Consider the following 23,186-nt stretch of genomic DNA (forward strand, 5'->3'; position numbering starts at 1 on the left):
ACCGTGCTGACCGACAAGGGGGTGCGGTTCTGCCATGCCCCGCGCAACCGCTCAGGCCCGACAGCCCTCTACAGCCGGCACATGTTCGCGCGCGTCTGCCACGAGCACGGCATCGAGCATCGCCTGACCACCCATGGACCACTGATGTAATCGACAAGAGCCTTCTTCGTGGATCTGCGCTATTTTCGGCTGGCGCACGGGCGACCGCGTGGCGAAGAAGCAGGGCGTGAGGTGGGAGCCCTGCCGCGCAGCCTCTATCGTCGCACCTCAGTTGCGGCGCCCGTGCGCACCTTCTTCGGCCCTTGCGGATTCCAGCCCGTCACGAAGCGGGCGTAGACCGTCTCAGCCTGTTCGACCCAGCGCCGCTCCTCATCGCGGTGGCTCTTGCTGTTGTAGGCGTGAGCTGCCCCCTTCTGACCGCGAGCCGCCTTGTAGCCGGCCTTCAGCTCAAGATCGCGAAGCTTCTTCGCGTGAAGCGAGGGGCGGGCCCAGACGTAGCTCTCGCTCTTGGTCAAAAGATGCCAAATCACGACCGCGAGCTTGCGGGCGGTTGCGACAGCGGCAACGTGCTGGCCGCGTCGCGCCCTGACCCGCAGGAAAAAGGCTCGGAGTGGGCCTGGAGCACGGGCTGCGGCCCAGGCGGCCTCGACCAACATGCCGCGGGCGTGACCGCGACCCTGCTTGGTGATCCGGCCGTGGTGCGCGGGTCCCGGTCCTGATTGCCGCACGCTCGGGTTCAGACCGAGGTAGCTGACAAGCTTTTGCGGCTCGTCGAAGCGGGTCACCTCGCCGATGGCCGCTGTCAACGCGAGCGCCACCACCATGTCGATGCCGGGGACCGTCATCAGTCGCTTGACGCATTCGTCAGCGAGGGCCGAACGGGCGAGATCGCGCTCGATGACCTTCAGGTCCTCGCCAAGCCTGTCAAACTCGCGCAGGTGCCGCTCGATCGCGAGCCGTTCGTCCTCTGGCACGACCTGCTCGACGAGCCAGGCCCGGCCCTTGGCCCCGCAGAGGTCAGCGTGGGGACAGGATGGGATCAGGTGGCTGTGCAGGATCGACTGGATGATGTTTTTTAGCCGGGATCGCTGCCGAACGATCTGGTTGCGGCGGGTAACCTGCCGGCGCAGCGCCTGGGTCGGCTCGTCTGGAACCCACACCTCCGGCAGGAACCCGCTCGCGTAGAGCTGCGCCAGCACGCCGGCGTCGATCGTGTCGGTCTTGATCTTGGCATGCGCGATCATCCGCACCTGCATCGGGTTGGCGATCACCACCTTCTTCACGTGCGGCGCGAGAACCGCCACAACGGCCGAGGCATTGCCGGTGGCCTCAACGACCACGACGTCATCCGCCGAGAGTTGCTCAGCGAAGGTGGTCAGAAGATCGCGACGCATGTCGACGCGACCCAGCCGCCTCAGCTTGCCATCATCCCACGCTACCGCTTCCGCGAAGGCGCGGTGAATATCCAGTCCGATAATCCGCATGCCCACTCCCCATGCTGGTTCGTCGACAAAAACGGGAGCTGGCGGGCAGCACGACACCTACTGATCCGCGCTCGCAGCGCATCCGGGAAAGTCGCAAGGGGCGGCCATGTAACGAGTTCGGGCTCTCAGCCCACTGTCTATCGACGGCCTGCCCGCACCTTCGTGCTCCCGGTGCCCCGCGTCCCAGATGGGCTCACCATAATGCCGTTCTCTGGGGAGAACAGCGGAACGAGAAGGCACCGCACGGGTACATACCGGATAACGGTCAAGTCGAGCGGATGAACCGCACCATCAAGGACGCCACGGTCAAGCGCTACCACTACGACACGCACGAACAGCTCCGGGCACACCTCCAGCTGTTCGTGGACGCCCACAACTATGCCCGTCGGCTGAAGACCCTGCGCGGCCTCACGCCCTACGAGCATGTCCTTCAGGTCTGGACCAAAGAGCCCGAACGCTTCAGGTTCGACCCGTCACACCTCATCCCGGGACCATACAACTGCAGCGGGCCTGGATCACGCGCTACAGGGATCGCGAGGAAGCGGGAACCGAGTACTACTACATCATCGAGAACCCAGCCGACCATGCGATCGGGACGGTGCGCATCTACGATTTCCAGGGGCCGTCCTTCGTTTGGGGGAGCTGGATCATCAAGCGCGGCTCGCCTCTGCTCGTGGCGATCAGTTCAGCACTCCGCGTGTACGACTTCGCGTTCTACGATCTGGGATTCACGCAGGCGCACTTGGAAGTCCGCCGGAAGAACCGCACGGCCTTCGCGTTCCACCGACGCTTCGGTGCCGAGATCACCCATTCGGACGATCTCGATCACTTCCTCCGTATCACGCGAGAGAGCTACGAGACTGTGCGGCCGCGGTATGCCAGAGCCATCGGTGCCGAGACTCCGGATCGCTGGCCCGTATCACAGCCCTAACCTGCATGCGGTGAGACGTGGAGCCGGACATTCTGTGAATTTCGGCCGTTGAACTGATGCGCTAAGCCGCGATCAGGCAACGTTCTCTAATTTGAGAACGGGCGGCGCATAGACGTTCTCGGTCTCGATGATGCAAACGCCTCAACGCAAGCCGTCAGCGAACCCGGCCAGGCCCAGAGCCTTGACCTTATCCGCGCCGCCGCCCCAAAGGGCGTCGTCGGCCTCGACTACGACTACCTTCTGCTGGGCACGCAGGCCTGCCGCGATCGCGGCGAAACCGGCCGGTGATCAGGTTTACCGCGGCGGGGCATAGTGGAGTTGATACATCAGTTGGTTCCGCTCGCGCGGAGCGGAGGTCGGCTCGATCCTGGCCAGCGCACCGGCTAGGTCGACCAAGCGCAAGCGGTCCGCTGGCACGCGCAGTGACGTTCACGGGAAGGCGGATCGCGTTCTTCGCACTGGCCAACTTAGTCATCGTCGAAATCATCGAAGCGGCATAACCGGCAGCCGACGGCTGCTCGGACCGGTTATGCTGAGGGTTCGCCATGCGTCAGGTGCCCCAATGGCCGTCGATTGAGGCGCGTCTGCCTCGGGTTTTTGATGGAAAGGTGCGATCGGCCTCTCAAGCCGCTGGGGAATGAAAGGTTTCCGCTACCTCCAGGCAGGCCGCGGCGACCTGGCGGACCTCGTCATCGCTCATATGCGGTCCGATGGGCAGGCTCAGAATCTCGCGTCCGAGACGCCGCCCCAGTTCACTGCTGCCTCGCACCGAGATGCCCGCGTAAGCCTCTGCGTCGGCGGGGGCTATCGGGTAGTGGATCTGCGTATCGATGCCGCGCCGCTTCAGCCCGGCCGCAAGCGCATCGCGGTGATCCGTGCGGATCACGTAGAGGTGCCAAACGGCATCGGCCCGCGGATCGACCTGCGGGAGTGCCAGTCCAGTCGGCGCCAGAGCGTCGTGGTATAGCCGCGCGATCGTTGCACGACGCGCGTTCCATGCGTCTAGATGGCGTAGCTTAACCCGCAGAACAGCAGCTTGGAGTTCGTCGAGCCGCGAGTTCACCCCTTGCTGGCGATGGACGTACTTCTCGCTCGATCCGTAATTCGCCAGCTCACGCATCCGACGCGCCATCGTGGGGTCCGACGTGGTGATGGCTCCCCCATCGCCCAATGCCCCGAGGTTTTTTCCGGGGTAGAAACTAAAGGCCGCAGCATCGCCGAGGCTGCCTGCCCTTGTCCCATCAAAGGTAGCTCCATGGGCCTGCGCGGCGTCTTCGACGCAAAGCAGGCCGTTACGGCGCGCGAGGGCTCGCAGAACCGTCATGTCGGCCGCCTGTCCGTAGAGGTGGACCGGCACCAGGGCTTTCGTGCGGCTCGTGATGGCCCGTTCGGCCAAAGCTGGATCCATATTGTAGGTGTCTGGATCCGGCTCGATTGCGACGGGGATCGCACCGACCTGACTGACGGCGAGCCACGTCGCGATGAAGGTGTTCGACGGCACGAGCACTTCGTCGCCGTGCCCGATGCCGTGCGCCCGCAGGATCAGGTGCAGCGCATCCAAGCCGTTGGCCACGCCGATGGCGTGCTCAGCCCCACAATAGGCCGCGAACTCTGTCTCGAAGGCTTCGACCTCCTCGCCGAGGATATAGCGTGACCGGTCGAGCACCCGGTGCCAAGCGGCGTCGAGTTCGGCGCGAATCGTGTCGTGCGTCCGGGCGAGATCCAGAAACGGTACCCTCATCGCATGCCCGCTCGTCATCTCAGGCCTTTCGCGTGCAGGAACGCGTCGTAGTCCCGGAAATAGTCGCTCTCATGATAATGGTCGGAGGCTAGGGCTAGGCACACCGCGCCTCCGGAAAAATCGTCGATGTCGCGCCAGAACATCCGAGGAATGTAAAGACCTACATTAGGCCGGCTCAAACGAAAGCTCTGACGCGTCAGGCCGTCATCTAGGTGGACATGGAAGCTGCCGGAGACTGCGATTAAGACTTGCTCTAATGCTTTGTGGCTATGCCCGGCGCGAGCTGCGCCGTCGGACACGTCGTAGATGAAGTAGATGCGCCGCACCGGGAACGGCACATCCTTCTCGGCCTCGATCGGGGTTAGGGCGCCGCGGGGATCCCGGATCCGCTGGAACTCGATGAGATGAGGCTTAGTCGTCACGTTCATCCCGATCTCCGGCTCGGCGACGACCCTCATAGTCAGGTCTGTCCCCCCCACCTGTGCCGCTGGCGGGCGACTAGCCCATTGTCCCCCTGCCGGTCGACCGACCGGCATTGGCCGGCTGTCCTAGGCCAAACTGCGGGGATTTCGCAACGGCCGCTCGCTCGGCGGCTTTTCCGGTAGGCCGCGCGCCTTGCGCCGCAGGTACGGGCATGGTCAAGCATCCCGCACGCGCGTATGACCGCCGCATGGCGGCGTCGCGTCGCCGACAAGCGCAGGATGAAGCGGGTCCGCCCCATGGAGCGCTCGAAGACCTGTCGCCTCGCCGACCGCCGTCCGCGCGGTCCGCGGCCAACCGGCATCCGATGACCGAACGTCTCGTGCTCTACGGCGCGGGGGCCCTCGCGCGCGAGATCGTGGACGTGATCGCGCGGCTGCGCGGCGCAGGCGCTGACGTGGAGTTCCTCGGCGCCCTCGTCGACCCGGGTTACGAGGCCCCCGAGGTCTTTCGCGGCCGGCCCGTCCTCCGGGACATCGACGCGTTCAAGGGCGACGAAACCCTGCGCTTCGTCGTGGCGTTGGGCGAGCCGAAGGCCAGGGCGGAAGCGGTCGGCCGCCTGAAATCGGCGCTCGGCCCGCGCTTCGCCTCGGTCATCGACCCCTCCGTGCTGATCGGCACGGGCAGCAGCGTCGGCGCGGGCACCGTGATCCTCGGCCACGCCTCCGTCACCACGGACACGCGCCTCGGCGGTCACGTCCTCGTCAACCCGGGCTGCACCATCGCGCACGACAACCGGATCGCGGATTTCGCGACTCTCAGCCCCGGCGTGCACCTCGCCGGCCACGTCACCGTCGAGGAGGGCGCCTTCCTCGGCACCGGCGCCTGCGTCATCCCGCAGATCCGCATCGGTGCCGGCGCCTTCGTCGGAGCCGGCTCGATCGTGATCCGCAATGTCGCGCCAGGGCACACCGTCCTCGGCAACCCAGCCCGCGTCCTGCGCCGCGGCTGAACCGCCCCGGCAGGAGCGCGCCTTCCGCAGCCCTGCGCCGCCATGTATAGCGGGCCCCTTTCAGAATGCGCCGTCGCCGCGGCGATCACGGCCGAGGACAGGGTGCAACGATGATCCCCGTGTTGATCCCGAGCCTGCCGGAGACGGATGCGATCGTGCCGTACCTGCGCCGGATCGACGGCGCGCGCATCTACAGCAACTACGGTCCTCTGACCAAGGAGTTCACCGCGCGGCTGTGCGGCTTCGTCTCCGGGCAGAGCGGCGGCGGCGCGGTTCACGCGGCGCTCGCCAGCAACGGCACCTCGGCGATCGAGCTCGCCCTGCGGTACCGGACCGCGGGGCGCACCGGCCGCTTCTGCGTGATGCCGTCCTGGACTTTCATCGCCACCGCGCATGCGGCCGCCAATGTCGGGCTCACGCCCTACTTCACGGATGTCGATCCCGAGACGATGGCGATCACGCCGGCGATCGCGGCGCGGGCCCTGCGGGCGAATTCAGGCGACGTCGCTGCGGTCATCGTGGTGAGCCCCTGCGGCGCGCCCATCGATGTCGCCGCCTGGGAGGCCTTTGAAGCCGCGCACGACGTGCCGGTGGTGTTCGACGCAGCCGCGGCGACCCTGAACCTCAGGCGCGTCGGCGCCCAGCCGGTGTGCACCAGCCTGCACGCCACCAAGGCCTTCGGCATCGGGGAAGGCGGCGCGATTTTCTCGACCGATCCCGAGATGGCCGAGACGATCACCGCGATGACCGGCTTCGGCTTCTCGCCGGGCAGCCGCGTGTCGCAGATGCGGGGCGGCAACTACCGGATCTCGGAATACGCCGCCGCGGTCGGACTCGCCGCGCTCGATGGCCTGGACGCCCGGATCGCGTCCCTGCGCGAGGTCTCCCTGGCCTACCTCGAGGGGTTCGAGCGGATCAGTGTCCCGATGCAGGCGGGCTTCGGCCGCGATTGGCTCACGATGACCGCGAACGCGATCATTCCCCCCGCCGACGTCGAGGTGGTCACCGCGGCCTTCGACGCGGCCGGGATCCAGTGGCGGCGCTGGTACGGCGACGGCTGCCACGCGCACCCGACCTTCGCGGCATGTCCCCATGACGGCCTGGCGGACACGCCCGGCGTGGTCAGCACCGCGATCGGAATACCGTTCTTTCCGGCCCTCTCGGCGGACCAGATCGCCGAGGTGTGCGGGTGCGTCGAGCGGGTTCTCTCGACCCGCTGAACGGGTCTCCGCGGCGGACGAGACCGGGCCGGTCTCGTCCGATCGCCCATCCCATCCGAACGGTCGATCCCGATGCGCGACGTCCTCCGCCCAATCCTGATGCAGGCCGCCCAGTCGGGGACCTCCGAGGCGATGGAAGCCCTCGAACGCCGGCTTGAGGCGGCTGGGGGCGGCGACATCCTCGCCCAGCACCTTGCGACCCTCGGGTTCCGCCTCCAGGGCGAGGGCAAGACGGACCTAGCCGCGCGGGCTTACGGGCTCGCCGGGCACGTGGCGCCGCATCGCGCGCCGCGCTACCGGCTGCTCGCGGTCCGGACCCGCATTCTTGGCCTGTGCCAGCGCGCCGAGTTCGACCCGGTCCCGAAGCTTCTCGAGGAGCTTCAAGAGGCCAAGGCAGCGGCTCAGGATCCGATGCAGGACGATCTCTCCTTTATCGATCTGGCCTGGGGCTACGAGCTGCGCGGCGAGGTGGAGAACGCGGTGCGCAGCTATCTGCTGGCATGCATTGCCCGCGACCAGCACGGCGGCGAGGCGCTGACCCGCGACAGCGACACGCTGGAGATCAAGATCAAGAATCTCCGCCGCCTGCAATTCGACGCCCTGCTCGACGCGCACCGGTTCGATGAGGCGATCGCGCTGCACGAGCGCACCCGTCGGGTGCACGGCGCGGGCCCCTTCGCCGCCTACGCGATCACCAGCGCAAAAGCGCTCGCCGAGGCCGGGAAGGCGACCTACGCCGAGATCCTGCCCGCGCGCCGGATCGCGCCGGCGGACCTGAAGTTCTGGGAGTCGTCCCCGCCCCTCACCTCCGAGCCAGGCGACCTCGACGTGCCGGCACTCTACCTGTCCTTCGTCCGCGACGCCCGGGCATTCCCGCGCAGCAACGTCGTCGTGAAGGACGACAGGCTGATCTACGACCTCGCGGCCCATCCGCGCCGGAAGGACATCCTGATCCAGGACGGAGTCAATCTCGACCAGATCATGATGGCGGCCTTCGGCGAGACCCACGCCCTGGTCGAGGTGCCGGAAGCCCCGCTCCGGGTCGAGGCCGGCCTGATGATGTTCGGCATGATGAGCCGCAACTACGGGCACTGGTTTGGCGAGTTCCTGCCGCGCATGCTCTGCTACAACGACCCGCGCTGCCCGGACGGGATTCCGCTCTGCATCGACGACCACATGCCGAGCACCCACGAGGAGATCCTGAGTCTGCTCGACACGCGCGGCCGGCCGGTGATCCGGCTTCCGGCGCGGCCGGTGGAGTTCGGCCAGCTCGGGATGGCACCCGTGCCGGCCTTCTTCCCGTTCGAGATGAAGCCTGGGCTGCCCGTCTACGACACCATCTGGCCCGCCGACATCTTTGGGGCGATCCGGCGGCGAATCCTCGAATGCGCCCGCGCGCGGGGCGCGCTGTCGGCCCGAACCGGGCGGCGCCTGTTCATCTCGCGCAAGGCGTTCACCCAGCGCGTGCTCGTGAACGAGGCCGAACTCGCGGAGCGGCTGCGCCCACTCGGCTTCGAGGTCATTTACCCCGAGACCCTCTCGTTCCTCGAACAGGTCGACCTGTTCCACGCCGCCGACCTCGTCGTCGGCTCCTGCAACTCGTCCCTGAACAACACCCTGTTCTGCCGGCCCGGATGCCGGATCCTGGGCCTGATCCACGAGGAGCTGGGCTTCAATTTCCGCGCCTATACCAGCTATATCGAGTCCGGCGGCGGGCGGATCACGTTCCTGCGCGGGCGCTCGAACCACGAGCCCGGCGTCCATCCTTTTCACGTCAGCTACAGCATCGATCCGGCCAAGCTCCTCGCCGCGGTGGCCAACATGAGCGCCGGATTGTCCGTCACGGAGGATCCCGTCCTATGGTCTTGAGGGGCGCCCGCGGGAGGCGTCTCGGGTGCGGCAGGCCTCGGGCCGCCTCGGCCTACGCGGCCGGCTTGCTTTATGCCATCGGATCTCGCAAGAGGTGCGCCTTCGAACAGCGCAGAGGAGCTGGTCAGCCTTCGGCGGGCAGTCATACGCTTGTGTGTATGGAGATCAGGATCGGAGGATGGCCACCGCGCATGCCTCGCGGCTTGGGACAAGGGCGATCCCGTCGTCCCACAGGGCTCGCGCCGAGACATCTGTGGTCTGCCTCGAAATTTCCGTGCTGATCGGCGACAAGGCTTGCGCGATCAAGCACCTGCGCGCTCCGCTGAACGGCGCGCGCCCAAACCGGGCGGCCGGATCCCGGCTACCCCCAGACCCGAGTTCGAGGAGAGTGTTCGATGACGGAAGCCGCGTTCCTGGATGAACTCGGCGCGATCCTCGACCAGCCGGGCCCCCTCGCCCGCGGGCAGAAGCTCGCGGAGATCGAGACGTTCGACTCGCTCGGAGTCCTCAACATCATGGCGTTGTTCGACACGCTGGGTCTTGAGGTCGAGCCGGGGCTGATTTCCGAGGCGAACACCACCGACGATCTAGTGACGTTGGCCGGCCAGAAGGTCCAGAGCTGAGCCGTGTCGGAGGCGCGCGGTCATATCCTTGTCGTCGGCGCGAGCAGCGGCGTCGGTCGCGCGGTTGCGGAGCGGTTCGCGCCCACGGCCCAGGTCACGGCCGTGGCCCGCCGTGCGGACCGTCTGGCCGAACTCGCCGCCGCCGGCGTGGCGACCGTCGCCGCCGACGTGGCCGATCTCGCGGGCATCGGCGGCCTGATCCAGGGGATCGTGGCCGAGCGCGGCCTGCTGACCGGTCTGATCTATTGCGCCGGCCTCCAGGTCATCAAGCCGATGCGCGCCCTGGCGGTCGACGAGGTGGAGCGGCTCTACCGGGTCAATCTTGTCGCCCCGACCGTGTTCGCGTCGGCCTTCGCCAGCGCTCGTGTCTCCACCCGCGACGGCGTGTTCTGTGCCGTCTCCTCGGTCGCCGCGCAGCGGCCGGAGCCGGCTATCGTGCCCTACGCCGCTTCCAAGGCGGGGCTCGATGCGCTGATCAAGGGCTTGGCGCGGGAACTCGCGCCGCGGCGCGCGGTCGGCGTCGCCCCGGGCTGGCTCGACACCGAGATGACCCAGGCCCAGGGCCGCGTCTACACCGCGGAGTTCCGGGAGGCCCTGGAGAAGCGCAGCCCGGCGGGCATCGCCACGGTGGAGTCGGTGGTCGACGCGATCACCTTCCTGCTCTCGCCGCAGGCCCGCCACGTGACCGGTGAGATCCTGCGGGTGGACGGAGGGGCCACGCTGTGAACGCTGGCCGCAAGCGCATCGTGCTCATCGGCGACGGCGCCTTCTCGAGGGAGATCGCCGCGGTCGCGCGTCTGAACGGCTATGTAATCGAGGCCACCTATTCAACGCAGTCCACCGCCCAGGACGGGCGCTACCGCGGCTATCTCGACGAACTGCTGGCCGACCGAGCGAAGTTCGACGGCGTGGCGCTGGCGGTGGGCGGCGTGAGCCGGCCGGTGATCGCGGCGCGCGTCGAGATCATCGCGTGGCTCGACGCCAACGGCATCCTCTGCCCGCCCCTCGTCTCGCCGCACGCGCTGGTCTGCGAGGGGGCGACGGTCGGGGCGGGTTCGTTCATCGCCCATCGGGTGCCCGTGAGCGTCGATGCGCGTGTCGGCCGGTTCTGCGTGCTGAATACGGGCGCGATCGTGGCGCACGACGCGGTGATCGGCGACAACACCACGGTCTCGCCCAGCGCCCTGATCAGCGGCCGGTGCCAGATCGGCGAGGGCCGCCTGATCGGTTCGATGGCCAAGGTCCTCCAGGGATTGACGATCGGCCGGGAGGCGACGATCGGCGTCGGCTGCAACGTGCTGCGCAACGTCCCCGAGCGCGCCTCCGTCTGGCCGAAGCCCGACAGCATCGCGTCGACCTGAGGCGAGGCTTGGCCTGCCGTGAGCGGCCGCGAATCAGCGGCGAGGACACGATTGATGCAGAGTGCCGCTGAGATTGCCGTCCCGGCTTCGCCTCAGCTGGAGCCCTGGCAGGACGACTTCTCGACGATCTACCGCAGCGGACAGTTCGACCATCTCTGGTACGCGGCGCGCTACCCCGATGTCGGCCTGACCGACCTGTCGCCCCTCGAGCATTACGTGAAGTACGGCGCCCGGCTCGGCCGGCAGCCGCGACCGGACTTCCCGGCCACGCCGGACGAGGCGATCGACGGCACCTACGTCAATCCCTTCGCGGCGTGGCTGCGCCAGCAGGGCGACGCCTCCACGAACTCCGAGGCCGGTAAGCCGGTCGTCTCGGTCCTGTGCATCACCTACAATCAGGCGCGCTTCATCCGGGAGACCCTGGACAGCCTCCTCGCTCAGGTCACCGGCTTCCCGTTCGAGGTGCTGGTCGGCGACGACGGCTCGACCGACGGCACCGCCGAGATCATCGCCGAATACGCGACCCGGCACCCGAACCTCATCCCTGTCCTTCGAACGAAGAACCTCGGCCCGAACGGGAACTTCGCCGACCTGACGCGCTCGGCTCGCGGCGAGTACGTCGCCACTTGCGAGGGGGACGATTACTGGAGCGACACCGGGAAGCTCCAGAGGCAGGTCGACTTCCTCAAGGCGCACCCGGAATTCACGCTCTGCTTCCATCCGGTGCGCATCGTCTACGAGGACATGCCGGGCATCGAGACCACGTTCCCGGAGCACTGCGTGCCGCTTCCCTCCCTGACCGATCTCGCCACCCGCAACTTCATCCAGACCAACAGCGTCCTCTACCGCTGGCGCTATCGCGGCGGCGAGCGGTTCGATTTCGATGAGAGCATCGCGCCGGGCGACTGGTACGTGCATCTGATGCACGCGGAGGTCGGGCGCATCGGCTTCCTGCCTCAGGTGATGGCGGTCTACCGCAAGCATGCCGGCGGGATGTGGACCACCCACGCCTCCGAGATCGCGCGGCACAGGAAGCTCGGCACCGCCGAGATCGAACTGTTCCGGCGCCTGCGCGGCCACTTCGGCGGCCGCTTCGCGGAGAGCTTCGCGGCCTCTCAGAGGATGATCTTCGCGCGCCTCGCGGAGGCCTGCCTCGACGAGGCGGACGTGCCGGGCCTGCTCAGCCTTGTCGAGGCCCATCCCGACATCGCCCATGACACACTCGGCAAGATGGGATTCGACGCCGGGCGCCTGCCGACCGGCGATGCCGAGGCGCTTCGGGCGTGGTTCGAGGAGCAGCTTACCGTCAGCGTGATCGTCACCGCGCCCGATAGCAGCGTCGATCTCCGCTCATGCCTCGACGGGATTCTGGCCCAGCGCGGCCTGTTCCGGCTGCGCATCATCGTCGGCTTCGAGCGTTCGACGCAAGCCGCCTCGGAGGCCCTAGAGACTCTTCAGACGGTCGATCCGGACCGGATTGCGGTGCGCCCGCGCCCGCAGGATCTCGGCCCGCTCCGGAACCTGCAGGAGTGCATCGCGGCCAGCGACAGCCGCTACATCGCCTTCTGCGACGCGGAGGCCCGCTGGATCTCCGACCGCAAGCTCGCCAATCAGCTCCGGATCCTGCGGGGCGATCCCCGGCTTTCCCTGTGCTTCAACTGGGTGCTCGTGCATCGCGCGACGGAGGGATCCCTGCTGCCGCACGAGGGTCAGGGGCGGCTCGCGACCGGGAGCCTCCGCTTCACGGACCTCTCCGCCGCGCCGGTCACCGCGCACCGCTCAGGCGGCGTCTACCGCGCCGACGCGCTGCGGAACCTGCCGGAGTCTTTCTTCGCGGATGCTTGCGCGGGCGACTGGCTGATGGATCTCCACGTCGCCGATGCCGGCCGCATCGCGTTTCTGCGGGAGATCCTCTCCGTCTGGACCATCCGGGATGGCAGCCCGTGGTCGGACCGCCCCGACGCGTTCCAGAAAGCCCGGATCGACCTTCAGCGCCGGCATTTCGCCACCCTCTTTGGCCGAGGGCGCGGCTTCGAGCCCTACGCGCTCGCCTGCACGGTCGTGGATCTCGACGCCGCGCTGTCTCCAGAGTTCGCCCGCGCCCATCTGGAGGCGCCGGCCTCCGGAGGCGGGACCGAGGTCGAGGACGGGCACGTGGTCTTCGCCGGCTGGATCGTCCCGACCTACGGGGCCCGGGCGACGCTCCTCGCCGAAGTGGGAGACGAGACGCATCGGTTTCCAGTCGATCAGCAACGGTCCGACGTGGTCACCGCCCTATTCGGCGACGCGCCGGCACCGGTGGATGAGGCACGCTGCGGGTTCCGCTTCACGCTGCCCTTCGATCGGCGCCTGGATGTTCGCCTCCTGATCGCGGTTGAGGATGCGGCTCTGCCCTGGCTGTCGGTCACCGTTGCCCAGCGATCCGAGGACGAGGCGTCCGGCTGAGGCACGTCCTACCGGAACGGAGATCCGCCCCCTCCCCGCGAAGGCGCGCCTTCGGAAAGGGTTGACCCCAATCTCGGGCCGATCGTATCACCCGAGCGTCGCGCGGCCACCGCGATGTCCGATGTGCGGTGTTCTCCGCACGGCCGGAGGTTCAGCGCCGATCGGCGCCGCGAGTGGGACGGAGCGATTCTTGGGCGACGATGTCGAGACGCTACGGGCGGAACTGGCCGAGACGCAGGCTCGTTTGAGGGAAGCGCAAGGTGAGTTGGCGCGTCTGGTCCGCCTGGCCGAGGCCGACCTGCAGCGCCGCCGCCCGGGCGAGCAGTCGAGCGTCGTCGCCGCATCGGTCCGCCGGCCGGCCGCCAAGGACGTGGCCGCCCGCATCGCCCGGCTCGTCCAACTCTACCGCGAGGCCTTGGCCGCGTCTCCCAACGGCGCGCCGGTGATCGGCGAGGACACGATGCTCCGCTGGCTTGAGACTTCGGGCCTGTTCGACCGGGACTTTTATCTCACATGCAACGGCGACGTGGCGAGCGCGGGGGCCGACCCGACGCAGCACTATTTCAACCACGGCTACGCCGAGGCGCGACCGCCGAGTGCGCTCTGACGCCGCCCGGACCGTTCGCCCGACGCCGCGGTGATCGGAGTGTCGCCGCGCGCAGCGCCAGCCAGCGGCCGAGACCTGTGCAAGGATCCGATCGATGCAGAGTGCCGCTGAGACCGCCGTCCCGGCTCCGCCTCAGCTGGAGCCGCCGCAGTTGGAGTCCTGGCAGGACGACTTCTCGACCATCTACCGCAGCGGGCAGTTCGACCACCTCTGGTACGCGGCGCGCTACCCCGATGTCGGCCTGACCGACCTGTCGCCCCTCGAGCATTACGTGAAGTACGGCGCCCGGCTCGGCCGGCAGCCCCGGCCGGACTTCCCAGGCACGCCGGACGAGGCGGTCGACGGCACCTACCTCAACCCGTTCGCCGTGTGGCTGCGCCAGCAGGGCGACGCCTCCACGGGCTCCGAGACCGGCAAGCCGGTCGTCTCGGTCCTGTGCATCACCTACAACCAAGAGCCGTTCATCCGCCAGACGCTGGACAGCATCCTGAGCCAGCGGACGGACTTCCCGTTCGAGCTGATCGTCGGCGACGACAAGTCGAGCGACGGCACCGCCGAGATCATCGCCGCGTACGCCGCGCGGCACCCGAACATCGTCGCGATCCTGCGGCCGGAGAATGTCGGCGTCGTCAAGAATCTCGACGACATCGCCGGGCGCGTCTCCGGCGAGTACGTCGCCATATGCGAGGGCGACGATTACTGGACCGATCCCGACAAGCTGCAGCGCCAGTTCGACTACATGCGGCAGCGGCCGGAATACACCCTGTGCTATCACCCGGTGAAGGTCGTCTACGAAGACATGCCGGCGGTGGAGGAGCAGTATCCCGAGCACCCCAACCCCCAGCCGTCCCTGTCCGATCTCGTCGCGCACAATTTCATCCAGACCAACAGCGTGTTCTACCGATGGCGCTATCGCGGCCGCGAGCGGCTGGAGATCGGCCGCGGTATTATCCCGGCCGACTGGTACATCCACCTGATGCATGCCGAGGTCGGCCGGATCGGGTTCCTGCCCGAGGTCATGGGCGTGTACCGCAAGCACGCCGGCGGGATGTGGGCCGCCTTCGACACCGTGCTGGCGCGGCACAAGCGGCTCGGCAAGTCGGAGATCGAGTTCTACCGGCAGCTGCGGGGCCATTTCGGCGGCCGCTACGCCGACCAGTACGAGGCCACGCAGAAGCGCATCTTCCGGCGCTTGGCCGAGGCCTATCTCGACGAGGAGGATCCGGCGCGCCTCGCGCAGCTGATCGAGGACCATCCCGACATCGCCGAGACGGCCCTAACCGAGATCGGCCTCGGCGCGCCCAACCGGCCGCGGCAGGACCCGGCCGCCCTGCGGGCCTGGATCGAGGACCAGCTCACCGTCAGCGTGATCGTTACGGCCTACAACCATGCCGGCACGATCCGGCGTTGCCTCGACGGGGTGCTCGGCCAGCGGAGCCTGTTCCGGATGCAGGTTGTGATCGGTGACGACCGGTCCACGGACGGCACCGCCGAGATCATCGAGGAATACCGCCTCCGCCATCCGGACCGGATCACCGTCCGGCCCCGGGACCGAAATCTCGGCATGCTGCAGAACATGCGCGACTGCATCGGTGCCTGCACCGGCCGGTTCGTCGCCTTCTGCGAGGGCGACGATTACTGGATCTCCGACCGGAAGATCGGCCTGCAGCTGCGCATGCTGCGGACGGACCCGGCCCTCGACATGTGCTTCAACTGGGTCCTGCTGCACCACGTGGCGAACGGCTCGTTCATGCCGCATGAGGAGCAGGGCCGCTATCAGACGGGGCCGATCAGCTTCCCGGTGCTGGCCAGGGCCCCGCTCACCGCGAACTTCTCGGCCTGCTTCTACCGCGCCGAGGCGCTCCGCCGCGTTCCCGAGGTCTTCTACGACGAGAAAGGCGCCGCCGACTGGCTGATGAACCTCTACGTCGCCGACAAGGGCCGCATCGCGTTCCTGCGCGAGATCCTGTCGGTCTACACGATCCAGACCAAGGGCCAGTGGTCGGGTCTCGACGAGACCATCAAAAACCTCCTGATCGGCCAGTACCAGAAGCGGTTCGCGGCGATCTTCGGCGAGGGCCGCGGCTTCGAGAAGTTCGACGTCGGCTGCACTGTCGCCGAACTTGAGGGCGAATTGCCCGACGCCTTCGCGCGGGCGCATCTCGAGGCGCCGCAGGATCGCGTCTGGGCCGAGATCCAGGACGGGCAGGTCGTCTTCAAGGGCTGGATCGTCGCGGCGAGCCGGGAGCAGGCCACCCTCGTCGCCGAGATCGACGGCGCAGTGCAGCGCATCCCCGTCGACATCCACCGGCCGGACGTCATCGCGGCGGTCACGGGGGAGATGCCGACCACGATGGAGGAGGCGCGCTGCGGCTTCCAGTTCGCTCTGCCCTACGCGCTGCACCTCGAAGTGCTGCTGCGGATCGAGGTGGCGCACGTGGTGGTGCCCTGGCTCTCGATCATCATGACGCATCGCGTGAAGAAGGCAGATTAGCGGGCTATCGCCGCCGCGCAGGCACCCGATTATCGCGAGCGGAGCGAAGCAACCCAGGGCAGGGCGTCGATCAGCGTGGCGCCACCTGGATTGCTTCGCTCCGCTCGCAAAGACGGCTATGCGGCAAGCGGCCCGGACACGGGATCGGCCGGTTGCGCTGGACCGCCCGGCTTGATTGAAGGTCCAGGCAGCTGCTCATCGGATCGCGTCCGCCGGAACCGGCCTGCGCGAACTCGGCCTTGAGGAGAAGGAAGCCGGCCATGGTCCGGATCGAGAAGCCGGCGGTCGATCCCGAGCGCCTCGCCCAGATTGCCACTCTGGCCGCGGGCGCGCATCCCGAGGGCGGCGCCCTGTGCGCGATGGAGGCTGTGGCCTTCATCGCCGGCGAGCCGGTGTCGGACCATCCCGCCTGCGCCGCGCCGAGCATCGCGGCGTTCATCCGCACCTTGAGCGACGGCCTGCCCCAGGCCGAGCGCGATGCCCTGATCCGCCCCCTCCTCCCGCGCCTCGTCGGGACGCGCGGCTCGGAGGCGCTGGAGCGGCGGCGCGTCGCCCGGGTGGCCGACTGGCTCGTTCGGATCCACGTGCCGGCGTGGTTTCATCTCGCCAAGCTGATCGTCGAGGGGGACGACCTGGCCGATCTGCCGGCGCTCCGGGATGTCGCCGATCTCGCGTCCCTGTGCGACCACCTGAAGCGCGCCCGCAAGCGCGCGGCCGTCGCGAACCTCACCCTGCGGCAGACCGGCTCCGAGGTCCGGGAGGCGGCTTGGGACGCGGCCCATCGGGCCGCCTGGGTGACCGTCCGCGATTCGCTGGAAGCCGCCGGTCCGCGGATCCTCGCCGCCGGCTGGGATGCTGCCTACGCGGCCGCCTACGCGGCGGCGCGGGCCTACGGAAAGGCGCCGCTGGAACCGACGCAGCGCGCGCTGCAGGAGACGGCGCGGGCGCTGGTCGAAGATCTTATCGCCATGCAGGACCCGGCCTCGCCCGGGGGCGATCCGACGCCATGACCGGCGCCGCGCCCGCGGGGCCGGCCTCCGCCCGAGCCGCCCCGTCCCTGGCGGGGGCCCGCTGCCTCGTGCTGGGCGGCGGCGGCTTCCTCGGGCTGAACCTGTGCAACCGTCTCGCCGCCGCGGGAGCCGAGGTCACCTGCTTCAGCCGCAGCCATCCGCAACTCGAGTCCCTCGACCCGCGCGTCGCCCGGGTGACGGGCCAGTTCACCGACCGCCTCGCCATCGCCAACGCGGTCGAGCGTCAGGACATCGTGTTCCACCTGATCGCCGGGTCGATCCCGGAGAGTTCGAACCGGGATCCGTCCGCCGAACTCGAAGCCGCGCCGATCGCCACCCTGCACCTGCTCGACATCTGCCGCTCCGCGCGGATCAAGAAGCTGGTCTTCGCGTCCTCCGGGGGCGCGATCTACGGGATCCCGCGCGCCATCCCGATCCCCGAACAGGCCCCCACTGACCCGATCTCGGCCTACGGCATCAGCAAGCTGATGATCGAGAAGTCGCTCTACCTGTACCGACACCTTCACGGGATCGATTACCAGATCCTCCGGATCGCCAATCCGTACGGGCGGTTTCAACTCGGCACCAAGCACCAGGGACTGATCGGGAGCTACATTCATCGAGTCCTTTCCGGCCTGCCGCTGGAAGTTTGGGGCACCGGCGAGGTGGTGCGCGATTTCCTGCACATCGACGACGTCAGCGAGGCGTTTCTCGCGGCGGTCGCTTATGACGGTCTGCACAAGGTGATGAACGTCGGCAGCGGCAGGGGGTTGAGCGTCAATCAAATCATTGCCGAACTCGAGTCGGCCTTCGGGCGCGAAAGCCTGTCCTGCGTACAAAAGCCGAGCCGTGCCGCCGACGTGCCTGCGAATGTCCTAGACACTTCGCTGATCCGGTCGGAGCTTGGTTGGCAGCCGCGGATCGCCCTGCGTGAGGGTCTGATCAGCACCATCGCGTGGATGCGCGCACATCTGGCTGAGGCTCGGGCGACCAGCGCGGCGCAGTATCCCAAGTAAGAGGGGGCGGCAGCCGCGACCGCCGTCGCAGTCCACAGCGCAACAGGCCCTATTTGGTGTGCTTGATCGTCATTCCGCCGCGGAGCGGCCACGTTTGTCGTCGACAGCGCCATGCGCGAGCCGCAAGGAGTCCGCATGTCCTTCCTGCACGATCTGCCGATCGCCGACCTGATCGCAAATTATGGCTACTTCGCAATCTTCGTGATCATCACGCTGGAGAGCGCCGGGCTACCGCTGCCCGGTGAGACGGTTCTGCTGACCTCCGCGGCGTACGCCGGCAGCACTGGAAACATCAATATCGCAGTCGTGGTGGCGATCGCCGCGACCGCCGCCATCCTGGGCGACAATGCGGGCTATTGGGTCGGCCGCCGCTGGGGCCTGCCTTTGCTCCTGCGCAAGGGCCACCTGATCGGCCTCGATCACGGGCGACTCAAGCTCGGCCAATACCTGTTCCGCCGGCACGGCGGGAAGATCGTGTTCTTCGGCCGTTTTACCGCAATGCTGCGCGCATACGCAGCCGTGCTTGCCGGCGTGAACAAGCTCGATGCGCGCCGCTTCATGGCCTTCAATGCTCTCGGCGGTGTTGCCTGGGCCTCGATCATGGGGTTCGGCGCCTACCTATGCGGGCGCTCAATCGAGAACGTGATGGGGCCGGTCGGCCTCGGGCTGCTGGCTTTCGTGCTGCTCGGAGCGGTCGCGCTGTGGCTGTTCATGCGCCGGCACGAAGCGCGCCTGATGGTCGCTGCCGAGGCCGCGATTCCGGGACCGCTTGCGGAAGGGTTGACCGAGGCGGCCTCGCTGCCACAGGCCGTGCAGGATCAGGCCGAGACCGTCGGCTGTGACCGGAACCGCCCGACTCAAGCAACTTTTCAGAGCCAGGTCGAAGCAATTTTGGCAAAAAGTCATGCTGATCGTCATCAGGCCAGCACGCCTGCGCCGCAAGATCCGCCGCCGTCTCCCCTTCCCTTTTGGTTCAAAATCCCCGTACTGCTCCTCGCAGCGACTGCGGGAATGACGCTCGCGTCGTGGAATTTTAAAGTGACCGGTGGCATCTACGGACGCCTCGTCGGCCACATCAGCATCGTTGGCGTTGCGCTGATCCTCTGCATGGCGTCCGCCATCCTAATTTTCACCGGTAGGCGGCTGAGGCGCCCACAACCCTTGAGCGTCTCCGGGGATAGCAGCGAAGATGCCATGAGATGGACAGCGTGAGCCGACGCTGTCTCGGTGAGTACCCCAGACGAGGCGGCACATGCCTCAGCTCGGTCGGCCGCGCCCGCGGCGTAACTCGAGCTCGATATCTCAAAAAATCAGGCCAGGCCGCTGCGCCTCAACCTGGGCGAACCGTCACAACGTTCGGGGCCAAGGACTTGACGTGTTATGAAGCCTCAACGCCCTTCGCGGGCAAGAGGCTGATCACCATGCGCCTGCTTCTGCTCGTCGCTTCCCTCTTTCTCCTGCCCGCGCCAGCCTCAGCGCTGTGTCGCTGCACGTGCATCCGAGGCGAGTTGCGACCGATTTGTCAGCCGACTGACCTTATGGTGCCGATCTGCCAGGGTTTCTGTGAAACTTCGATTCGACCTGAACGCGTGGTGACGCCTTTGGCTGGCGGACTTCCCGAAGTTGGCCCGGTCGAGTCGACCAACCCGTCGCCGGGCGGCCTCGGATCTCCGCAGCAGGATCTCAATACCAGCCCGAACGGTCAGCAACTGGGCACCCCGAGCCAGCTCTCGGGCAGCGTCGGTTCAAGCCTGGACGCCGGAGGATCAAGCTTCTCGTCCGGCTCGGGCGCAAGCGGGCGCTGAGCCTAGGAAAGAGCCGACGCGGCGAGCAGAGCGAGTGGGCTGGTTTGGTCGTCCGGCCGGTAATGGGATTGGCTTGCGGAGGTAGGTCTAGCGCCTCCCGCGGCCGAAGAAACGCTGCGCGCGTTCAAAGGGCGTGCGGACCCGTGCACGCTTCAGAGCGCCGCAAACCTCGTCCGCTAGCCGCGCCGCGACAATCTCGCGGGCGGGATCATCATAGTGGACGATGTCGTAGAAGGCCTCCTCCTCCCGATCGCGAAAAATCCCACTGAGGTCGAGGGCCATGAAGGTTCGCCGGTACGGGCGTCGCGCCGCAAGTTCCGCTGTGAACGCCTCCAGCTTGGCGTATTGACGGTCGAGATAGTCCAGGAACGTCCCGGAAGCGACGCCGCGCTCCGCCTCGGTGAGGTGCCGCTTGCGCAAGACCGTCGGCTGCAGGGCGCTCACGATCGGCACGGCGTGGTCGTGCGACAGTTTGGCGAGGCGGTGCGCGGCCAACTGGTAGTGGTGGACGATGGCGTCCTCCCAGCCCGGGCTCTGCCAGCCCACCTCCGCGCGCAGCCGCTTCAGCGCCTCGTAAATCAGCGAGACCAGCCCCTCGTAGGACAGGCCGTCCTCGCGGGCCCGGGGATCGTGCGTGTCGAAGAAGTGGTCGTAGAGGCGCTCGGTGATGAAGGCGTTGTAGGGGTGGCCGGGGCGCGGGTCGTAGGTCCAGGGCTGGAACAGGTCTGTGCTGCCGCTGAGCACCACGATGGCGTCGGGGCTGTAGGTCACCAGCCGCGACCAGATCAGGTGGGTCATCTGCGTGAGGCAACTCGACATCACGCCGAAATTGTAGACCTTCGCGCTGGCCAGCCCGTCCGCCCGCAGGATCCGCTCGATGCGGCCGGGCAAGGTCCTGGCGATGTCGCCGCCGTCGATCGTGGTCGAGTCGCCCACCACCAGGATCCGGGTCTCCCTGGAGGGCTTGGCCTCGGCTATGGGGGCCGCGTTGAGGAAGCCGTGGGCATCAAACGGCACCCCGTAATGGCTCGCCCCGGGCTTGCCGGCGAACTGAATGAACGGGCTCGGATAGCGCGTGTTCGAGTCGAGATAGCCGAAATGGTGGAGGAACTTGCGCCGCCGCGCGGCATCCTCGCTCTCCGCCGGGGGCCAGAGCTGATCGACCCCCGGGGCTGTCAGGGCCGCCATCATCGCCTGCCGAAGCGCCGCGTAGCCGGCCCCGTTCAGGCGCACGCCATCCGCGGTGAGATCGGGCCTGAGCGCCCCCGTCCCGGTGGCGAGCACGGCGTCGTAGTCGATGAAGTCCGCGCCGTAATCCTGCGCGTGGTCGCGCAGCCACGCGTTCACCTGCCCGATGAGCGCGACCGGCAACCCGGCCGCCTCCGGCGCGGCCGGATCTACCGGCGGGATCGAGCCAACCCAAACGCGCACGTAAAGGTCGCGCGCATCCCGCAGCATGGCGGCGATGTCGGCCACGATGGCCTCGTACGATACCCCTCGACCGCGATCGAGGATGTCGTCGCACCCGCCAATCAGGTGCAGCCCCTTCGCCCCGTAGGCGGCTATATCGGAGCGCAGACGCCGCGCCATATCCTGGGTCGACTGCCCGGCGATTCCGCGGGGCACCGTCTGCGGCCCGGAGAACAGGGCCGGCGTCTCGGCGGTCAGCCCCGCCGTCACCGAATCGCCGAAGAACAGGATCGGCCCGAACGGGAACAGCGGCTTGTCCGCCTCCGGCATCGTCGGGCCGCCTCAGCGCGCCGCGAAGATCTCGATCCCGTCGAGGTGCAGGTGCTGCTCCTCGTCGAGATCGATCTTGAGGTAGCGAACCTGAGCGTTGTCGAACCGCAGATGTAGGGGCAGCCCGGGATGGCAATGGGCGTCCACGGCGTCGAAGACGAGGCGGTAGGCGTCCTCGCTCTCGCCCAGCCAGACCCGCAGCAATTGCGCCCGCTCGCTGGGCTGGCCCCAGCGGTTGTAGATCCGGATCTCCGAGACGCGCTCGACCGCGCCGAGGTCGAGGACGAACCACGGGTTCTTGTCGAGGCCCGTGTGGAAGAAGAACGACGGGTCGCCGGTCGTGCGCTCGCCGTAGACCCCCGTTGTGCCGGACCAGGGCGAGGCGGAGCTGGCGCGCCAAGTCTTGCCCAGCGCGATGTTCTCCGAGGGGCGCGCCCAGACCAACGCGTCCCGCTCGAACTCGTCGATCAACGTCCGGATCCGCTTCGACGGCTCGCGCAAAGCCGGGATCTCCAAGTCGAGCTTGTAGATCAGGTTCGACAGGATGCTCTGATCGAAGCGATGGTCGATGAAGCCGTCGAAATCCGGTTGGCCCAGTTGGTTGGGAATGTCGGTGACGACGCGGGCGTCGCACGCGTAGCGCAGCCACTCGGCGACCAGATGGCGCGTGGCCGGGCTGACCATGAAGGCGATCCAAGAGGCCTGGATCTGGTCGGCGTTCCAGTAGCGCTCCGCGTCGCAGTCCATGAGCACGAAGCAGTCGCGCTTGGTCCAGAGCCGCTGCGGCTTCCCGTGCAGCACGCCGACCGCGACCCGGCGCTCGGACCCGGCGAGCCAGGTCAGGAGCGGCGCCACCGGCGGCAGCGGATCCTCGCCCACCGCCTGCATCCCGGTGTCGCTGAAGACGATGAAGTCGCCGTCCCGGCGCTTCTCCAGGGCATCGGCGATGATGTAGGGCTTCCAAGCCCAGTTCCCGGCCCCGCGCGCGCGGTCGAGGATCTCCCGGTGCTCCCGGTAGAACGCCGTCTGGCGCAGCCGGTCGGGCGACCAGTTCTCGACCGTGTCGAAGTCGCCCGTGGTCGCCGCCGCCGCCGCCAACCGGCGCTGGCTCTCGACGTAGTGGTACTTCGCGGCGAAGCTGACCAGCGTCGTGTGGCGTCCGCGCAGGCGGCGGCGCTGCCCCATCCGCACCTCGGCGCGATGCGTGTCGTACGCGTTGACGCACAATGCCTCGGACGCCTCGTCCTCCCTGGCCAACGGGGTCCTCCTGATGATCGGCTGAGGGCTTGTCACCGACTTTCACATCTTCGGCAAGGTTGCGGCGGACGGCCGCCCCCGAGCCCGTGATGCGCGACCGGGCGCTCGGCGCGCCAGGGCTTCGTCCCTGCGCGCTCACGCGGCCCTGCGC

17 protein-coding genes and 3 pseudogenes are annotated in these 23,186 nt (G+C 67.8%); 15 read left to right on the forward strand and 5 right to left on the reverse strand.

The features are described 5' to 3' along the window. Window positions 1-129 (forward strand): annotated as a pseudogene (locus tag MKL01_RS04415) (IS481 family transposase); the annotation flags it as partial. Between the two features lie 125 nt (window positions 130-254). Here MKL01_RS04415 and MKL01_RS04420 read toward each other — a convergent pair. Then, window positions 255-1,469 carry an IS110 family transposase gene (locus MKL01_RS04420; protein WP_409566197.1) on the reverse strand — a complete coding sequence of 405 codons (1,215 nt, stop codon included), beginning with the start codon at window positions 1,467-1,469 and terminating at the stop codon, window positions 255-257. 275 nt (window positions 1,470-1,744) lie between these two features. On the opposite strand from MKL01_RS04420, the pseudogene MKL01_RS04425 reads away from it, so the two are divergent. After that, a pseudogene (locus MKL01_RS04425) lies at window positions 1,745-1,978 on the forward strand (integrase core domain-containing protein); the annotation flags it as partial. A gap of 20 nt (window positions 1,979-1,998) precedes the next feature. Continuing rightward, window positions 1,999-2,415, forward strand: coding sequence for a hypothetical protein (locus tag MKL01_RS04430; protein WP_409566198.1), 417 nt, complete (start codon window positions 1,999-2,001; stop codon window positions 2,413-2,415). A 622-nt stretch (window positions 2,416-3,037) separates the two neighbouring features. On the opposite strand, the gene MKL01_RS04435 is transcribed toward MKL01_RS04430, so the two are convergent. Both MKL01_RS04435 and MKL01_RS04440 read right to left on the reverse strand, forming a co-directional pair. Further along, on the reverse strand, window positions 3,038-4,156 hold the full coding sequence (locus MKL01_RS04435; protein WP_243904019.1) for a DegT/DnrJ/EryC1/StrS family aminotransferase: 1,119 nt from the start codon (window positions 4,154-4,156) through the stop codon (window positions 3,038-3,040). 14 nt (window positions 4,157-4,170) lie between these two features. Further along, window positions 4,171-4,614, reverse strand: coding sequence for a sugar 3,4-ketoisomerase (locus MKL01_RS04440; RefSeq protein ID WP_243904020.1), 444 nt, complete (start codon window positions 4,612-4,614; stop codon window positions 4,171-4,173). A 329-nt stretch (window positions 4,615-4,943) separates the two neighbouring features. Here MKL01_RS04440 and MKL01_RS04445 point away from each other — a divergent pair, with 329 nt between their 5' ends. From MKL01_RS04445 to MKL01_RS04500, 12 genes and pseudogenes are all read left to right on the forward strand, one after another. Continuing rightward, complete coding sequence (locus MKL01_RS04445; RefSeq protein ID WP_243904021.1) at window positions 4,944-5,588, forward strand: acetyltransferase; 645 nt, start codon at window positions 4,944-4,946, stop codon at window positions 5,586-5,588. Window positions 5,589-5,698: 110 nt separating this feature from the next. Continuing rightward, complete coding sequence (locus tag MKL01_RS04450; RefSeq protein ID WP_243904022.1) at window positions 5,699-6,808, forward strand: DegT/DnrJ/EryC1/StrS family aminotransferase; 1,110 nt, start codon at window positions 5,699-5,701, stop codon at window positions 6,806-6,808. 72 nt (window positions 6,809-6,880) lie between these two features. After that, window positions 6,881-8,677, forward strand: coding sequence for a glycosyltransferase family 61 protein (locus MKL01_RS04455; RefSeq protein WP_243904023.1), 1,797 nt, complete (start codon window positions 6,881-6,883; stop codon window positions 8,675-8,677). Window positions 8,678-9,072: 395 nt separating this feature from the next. Beyond that, entirely contained in the window at window positions 9,073-9,300 is a 228-nt protein-coding gene (locus MKL01_RS04460) for a hypothetical protein (protein ID WP_243904024.1), read from the forward strand. Between the two features lie 3 nt (window positions 9,301-9,303). Beyond that, window positions 9,304-10,026 carry an SDR family NAD(P)-dependent oxidoreductase gene (locus MKL01_RS04465; RefSeq protein WP_243904025.1) on the forward strand — a complete coding sequence of 241 codons (723 nt, stop codon included), beginning with the start codon at window positions 9,304-9,306 and terminating at the stop codon, window positions 10,024-10,026. Continuing rightward, window positions 10,023-10,661 carry an acetyltransferase gene (locus MKL01_RS35930; protein ID WP_243904026.1) on the forward strand — a complete coding sequence of 213 codons (639 nt, stop codon included), beginning with the start codon at window positions 10,023-10,025 and terminating at the stop codon, window positions 10,659-10,661. The genes MKL01_RS04465 and MKL01_RS35930 overlap by 4 nt, the downstream gene beginning before the upstream one ends. Window positions 10,662-10,715: 54 nt before the next feature. Then, window positions 10,716-13,106 (forward strand): glycosyltransferase, encoded by a 2,391-nt coding sequence (locus tag MKL01_RS04475; protein ID WP_243904027.1) that lies wholly within the window; start codon window positions 10,716-10,718, stop codon window positions 13,104-13,106. 190 nt (window positions 13,107-13,296) lie between these two features. Continuing rightward, window positions 13,297-13,713: a hypothetical protein gene (locus MKL01_RS04480; RefSeq protein ID WP_243904028.1), complete on the forward strand. Its 417-nt coding sequence runs from the start codon at window positions 13,297-13,299 to the stop codon at window positions 13,711-13,713. Between the two features lie 94 nt (window positions 13,714-13,807). After that, entirely contained in the window at window positions 13,808-16,207 is a 2,400-nt protein-coding gene (locus tag MKL01_RS04485; RefSeq protein WP_243904029.1) for a glycosyltransferase family 2 protein, read from the forward strand. 260 nt (window positions 16,208-16,467) lie between these two features. Continuing rightward, complete coding sequence (locus MKL01_RS04490) at window positions 16,468-17,217, forward strand: hypothetical protein (protein ID WP_243904030.1); 750 nt, start codon at window positions 16,468-16,470, stop codon at window positions 17,215-17,217. Then, window positions 17,214-18,233: an NAD-dependent epimerase/dehydratase family protein gene (locus MKL01_RS04495; protein ID WP_243904031.1), complete on the forward strand. Its 1,020-nt coding sequence runs from the start codon at window positions 17,214-17,216 to the stop codon at window positions 18,231-18,233. Before MKL01_RS04490 ends, MKL01_RS04495 begins: the two co-directional genes overlap by 4 nt. Window positions 18,234-18,368: 135 nt before the next feature. After that, window positions 18,369-19,004: pseudogene (locus tag MKL01_RS04500) on the forward strand (DedA family protein); the annotation flags it as partial. Window positions 19,005-20,125: 1,121 nt separating this feature from the next. Here MKL01_RS04500 and MKL01_RS04505 read toward each other — a convergent pair. Then, window positions 20,126-21,778: a GDSL-type esterase/lipase family protein gene (locus tag MKL01_RS04505; protein WP_243904032.1), complete on the reverse strand. Its 1,653-nt coding sequence runs from the start codon at window positions 21,776-21,778 to the stop codon at window positions 20,126-20,128. 12 nt (window positions 21,779-21,790) lie between these two features. Further along, window positions 21,791-23,035, reverse strand: a complete 1,245-nt coding sequence (locus MKL01_RS04510) for a discoidin domain-containing protein (RefSeq protein WP_243904033.1) — start codon at window positions 23,033-23,035, stop codon at window positions 21,791-21,793. Between the last annotated feature and the right edge of the window lie 151 nt (window positions 23,036-23,186).

Origin of the sequence: Methylobacterium sp. J-070 (genome assembly GCF_022829385.1) — a bacterium.
Taxonomy (GTDB): domain Bacteria; phylum Pseudomonadota; class Alphaproteobacteria; order Rhizobiales; family Beijerinckiaceae; genus Methylobacterium.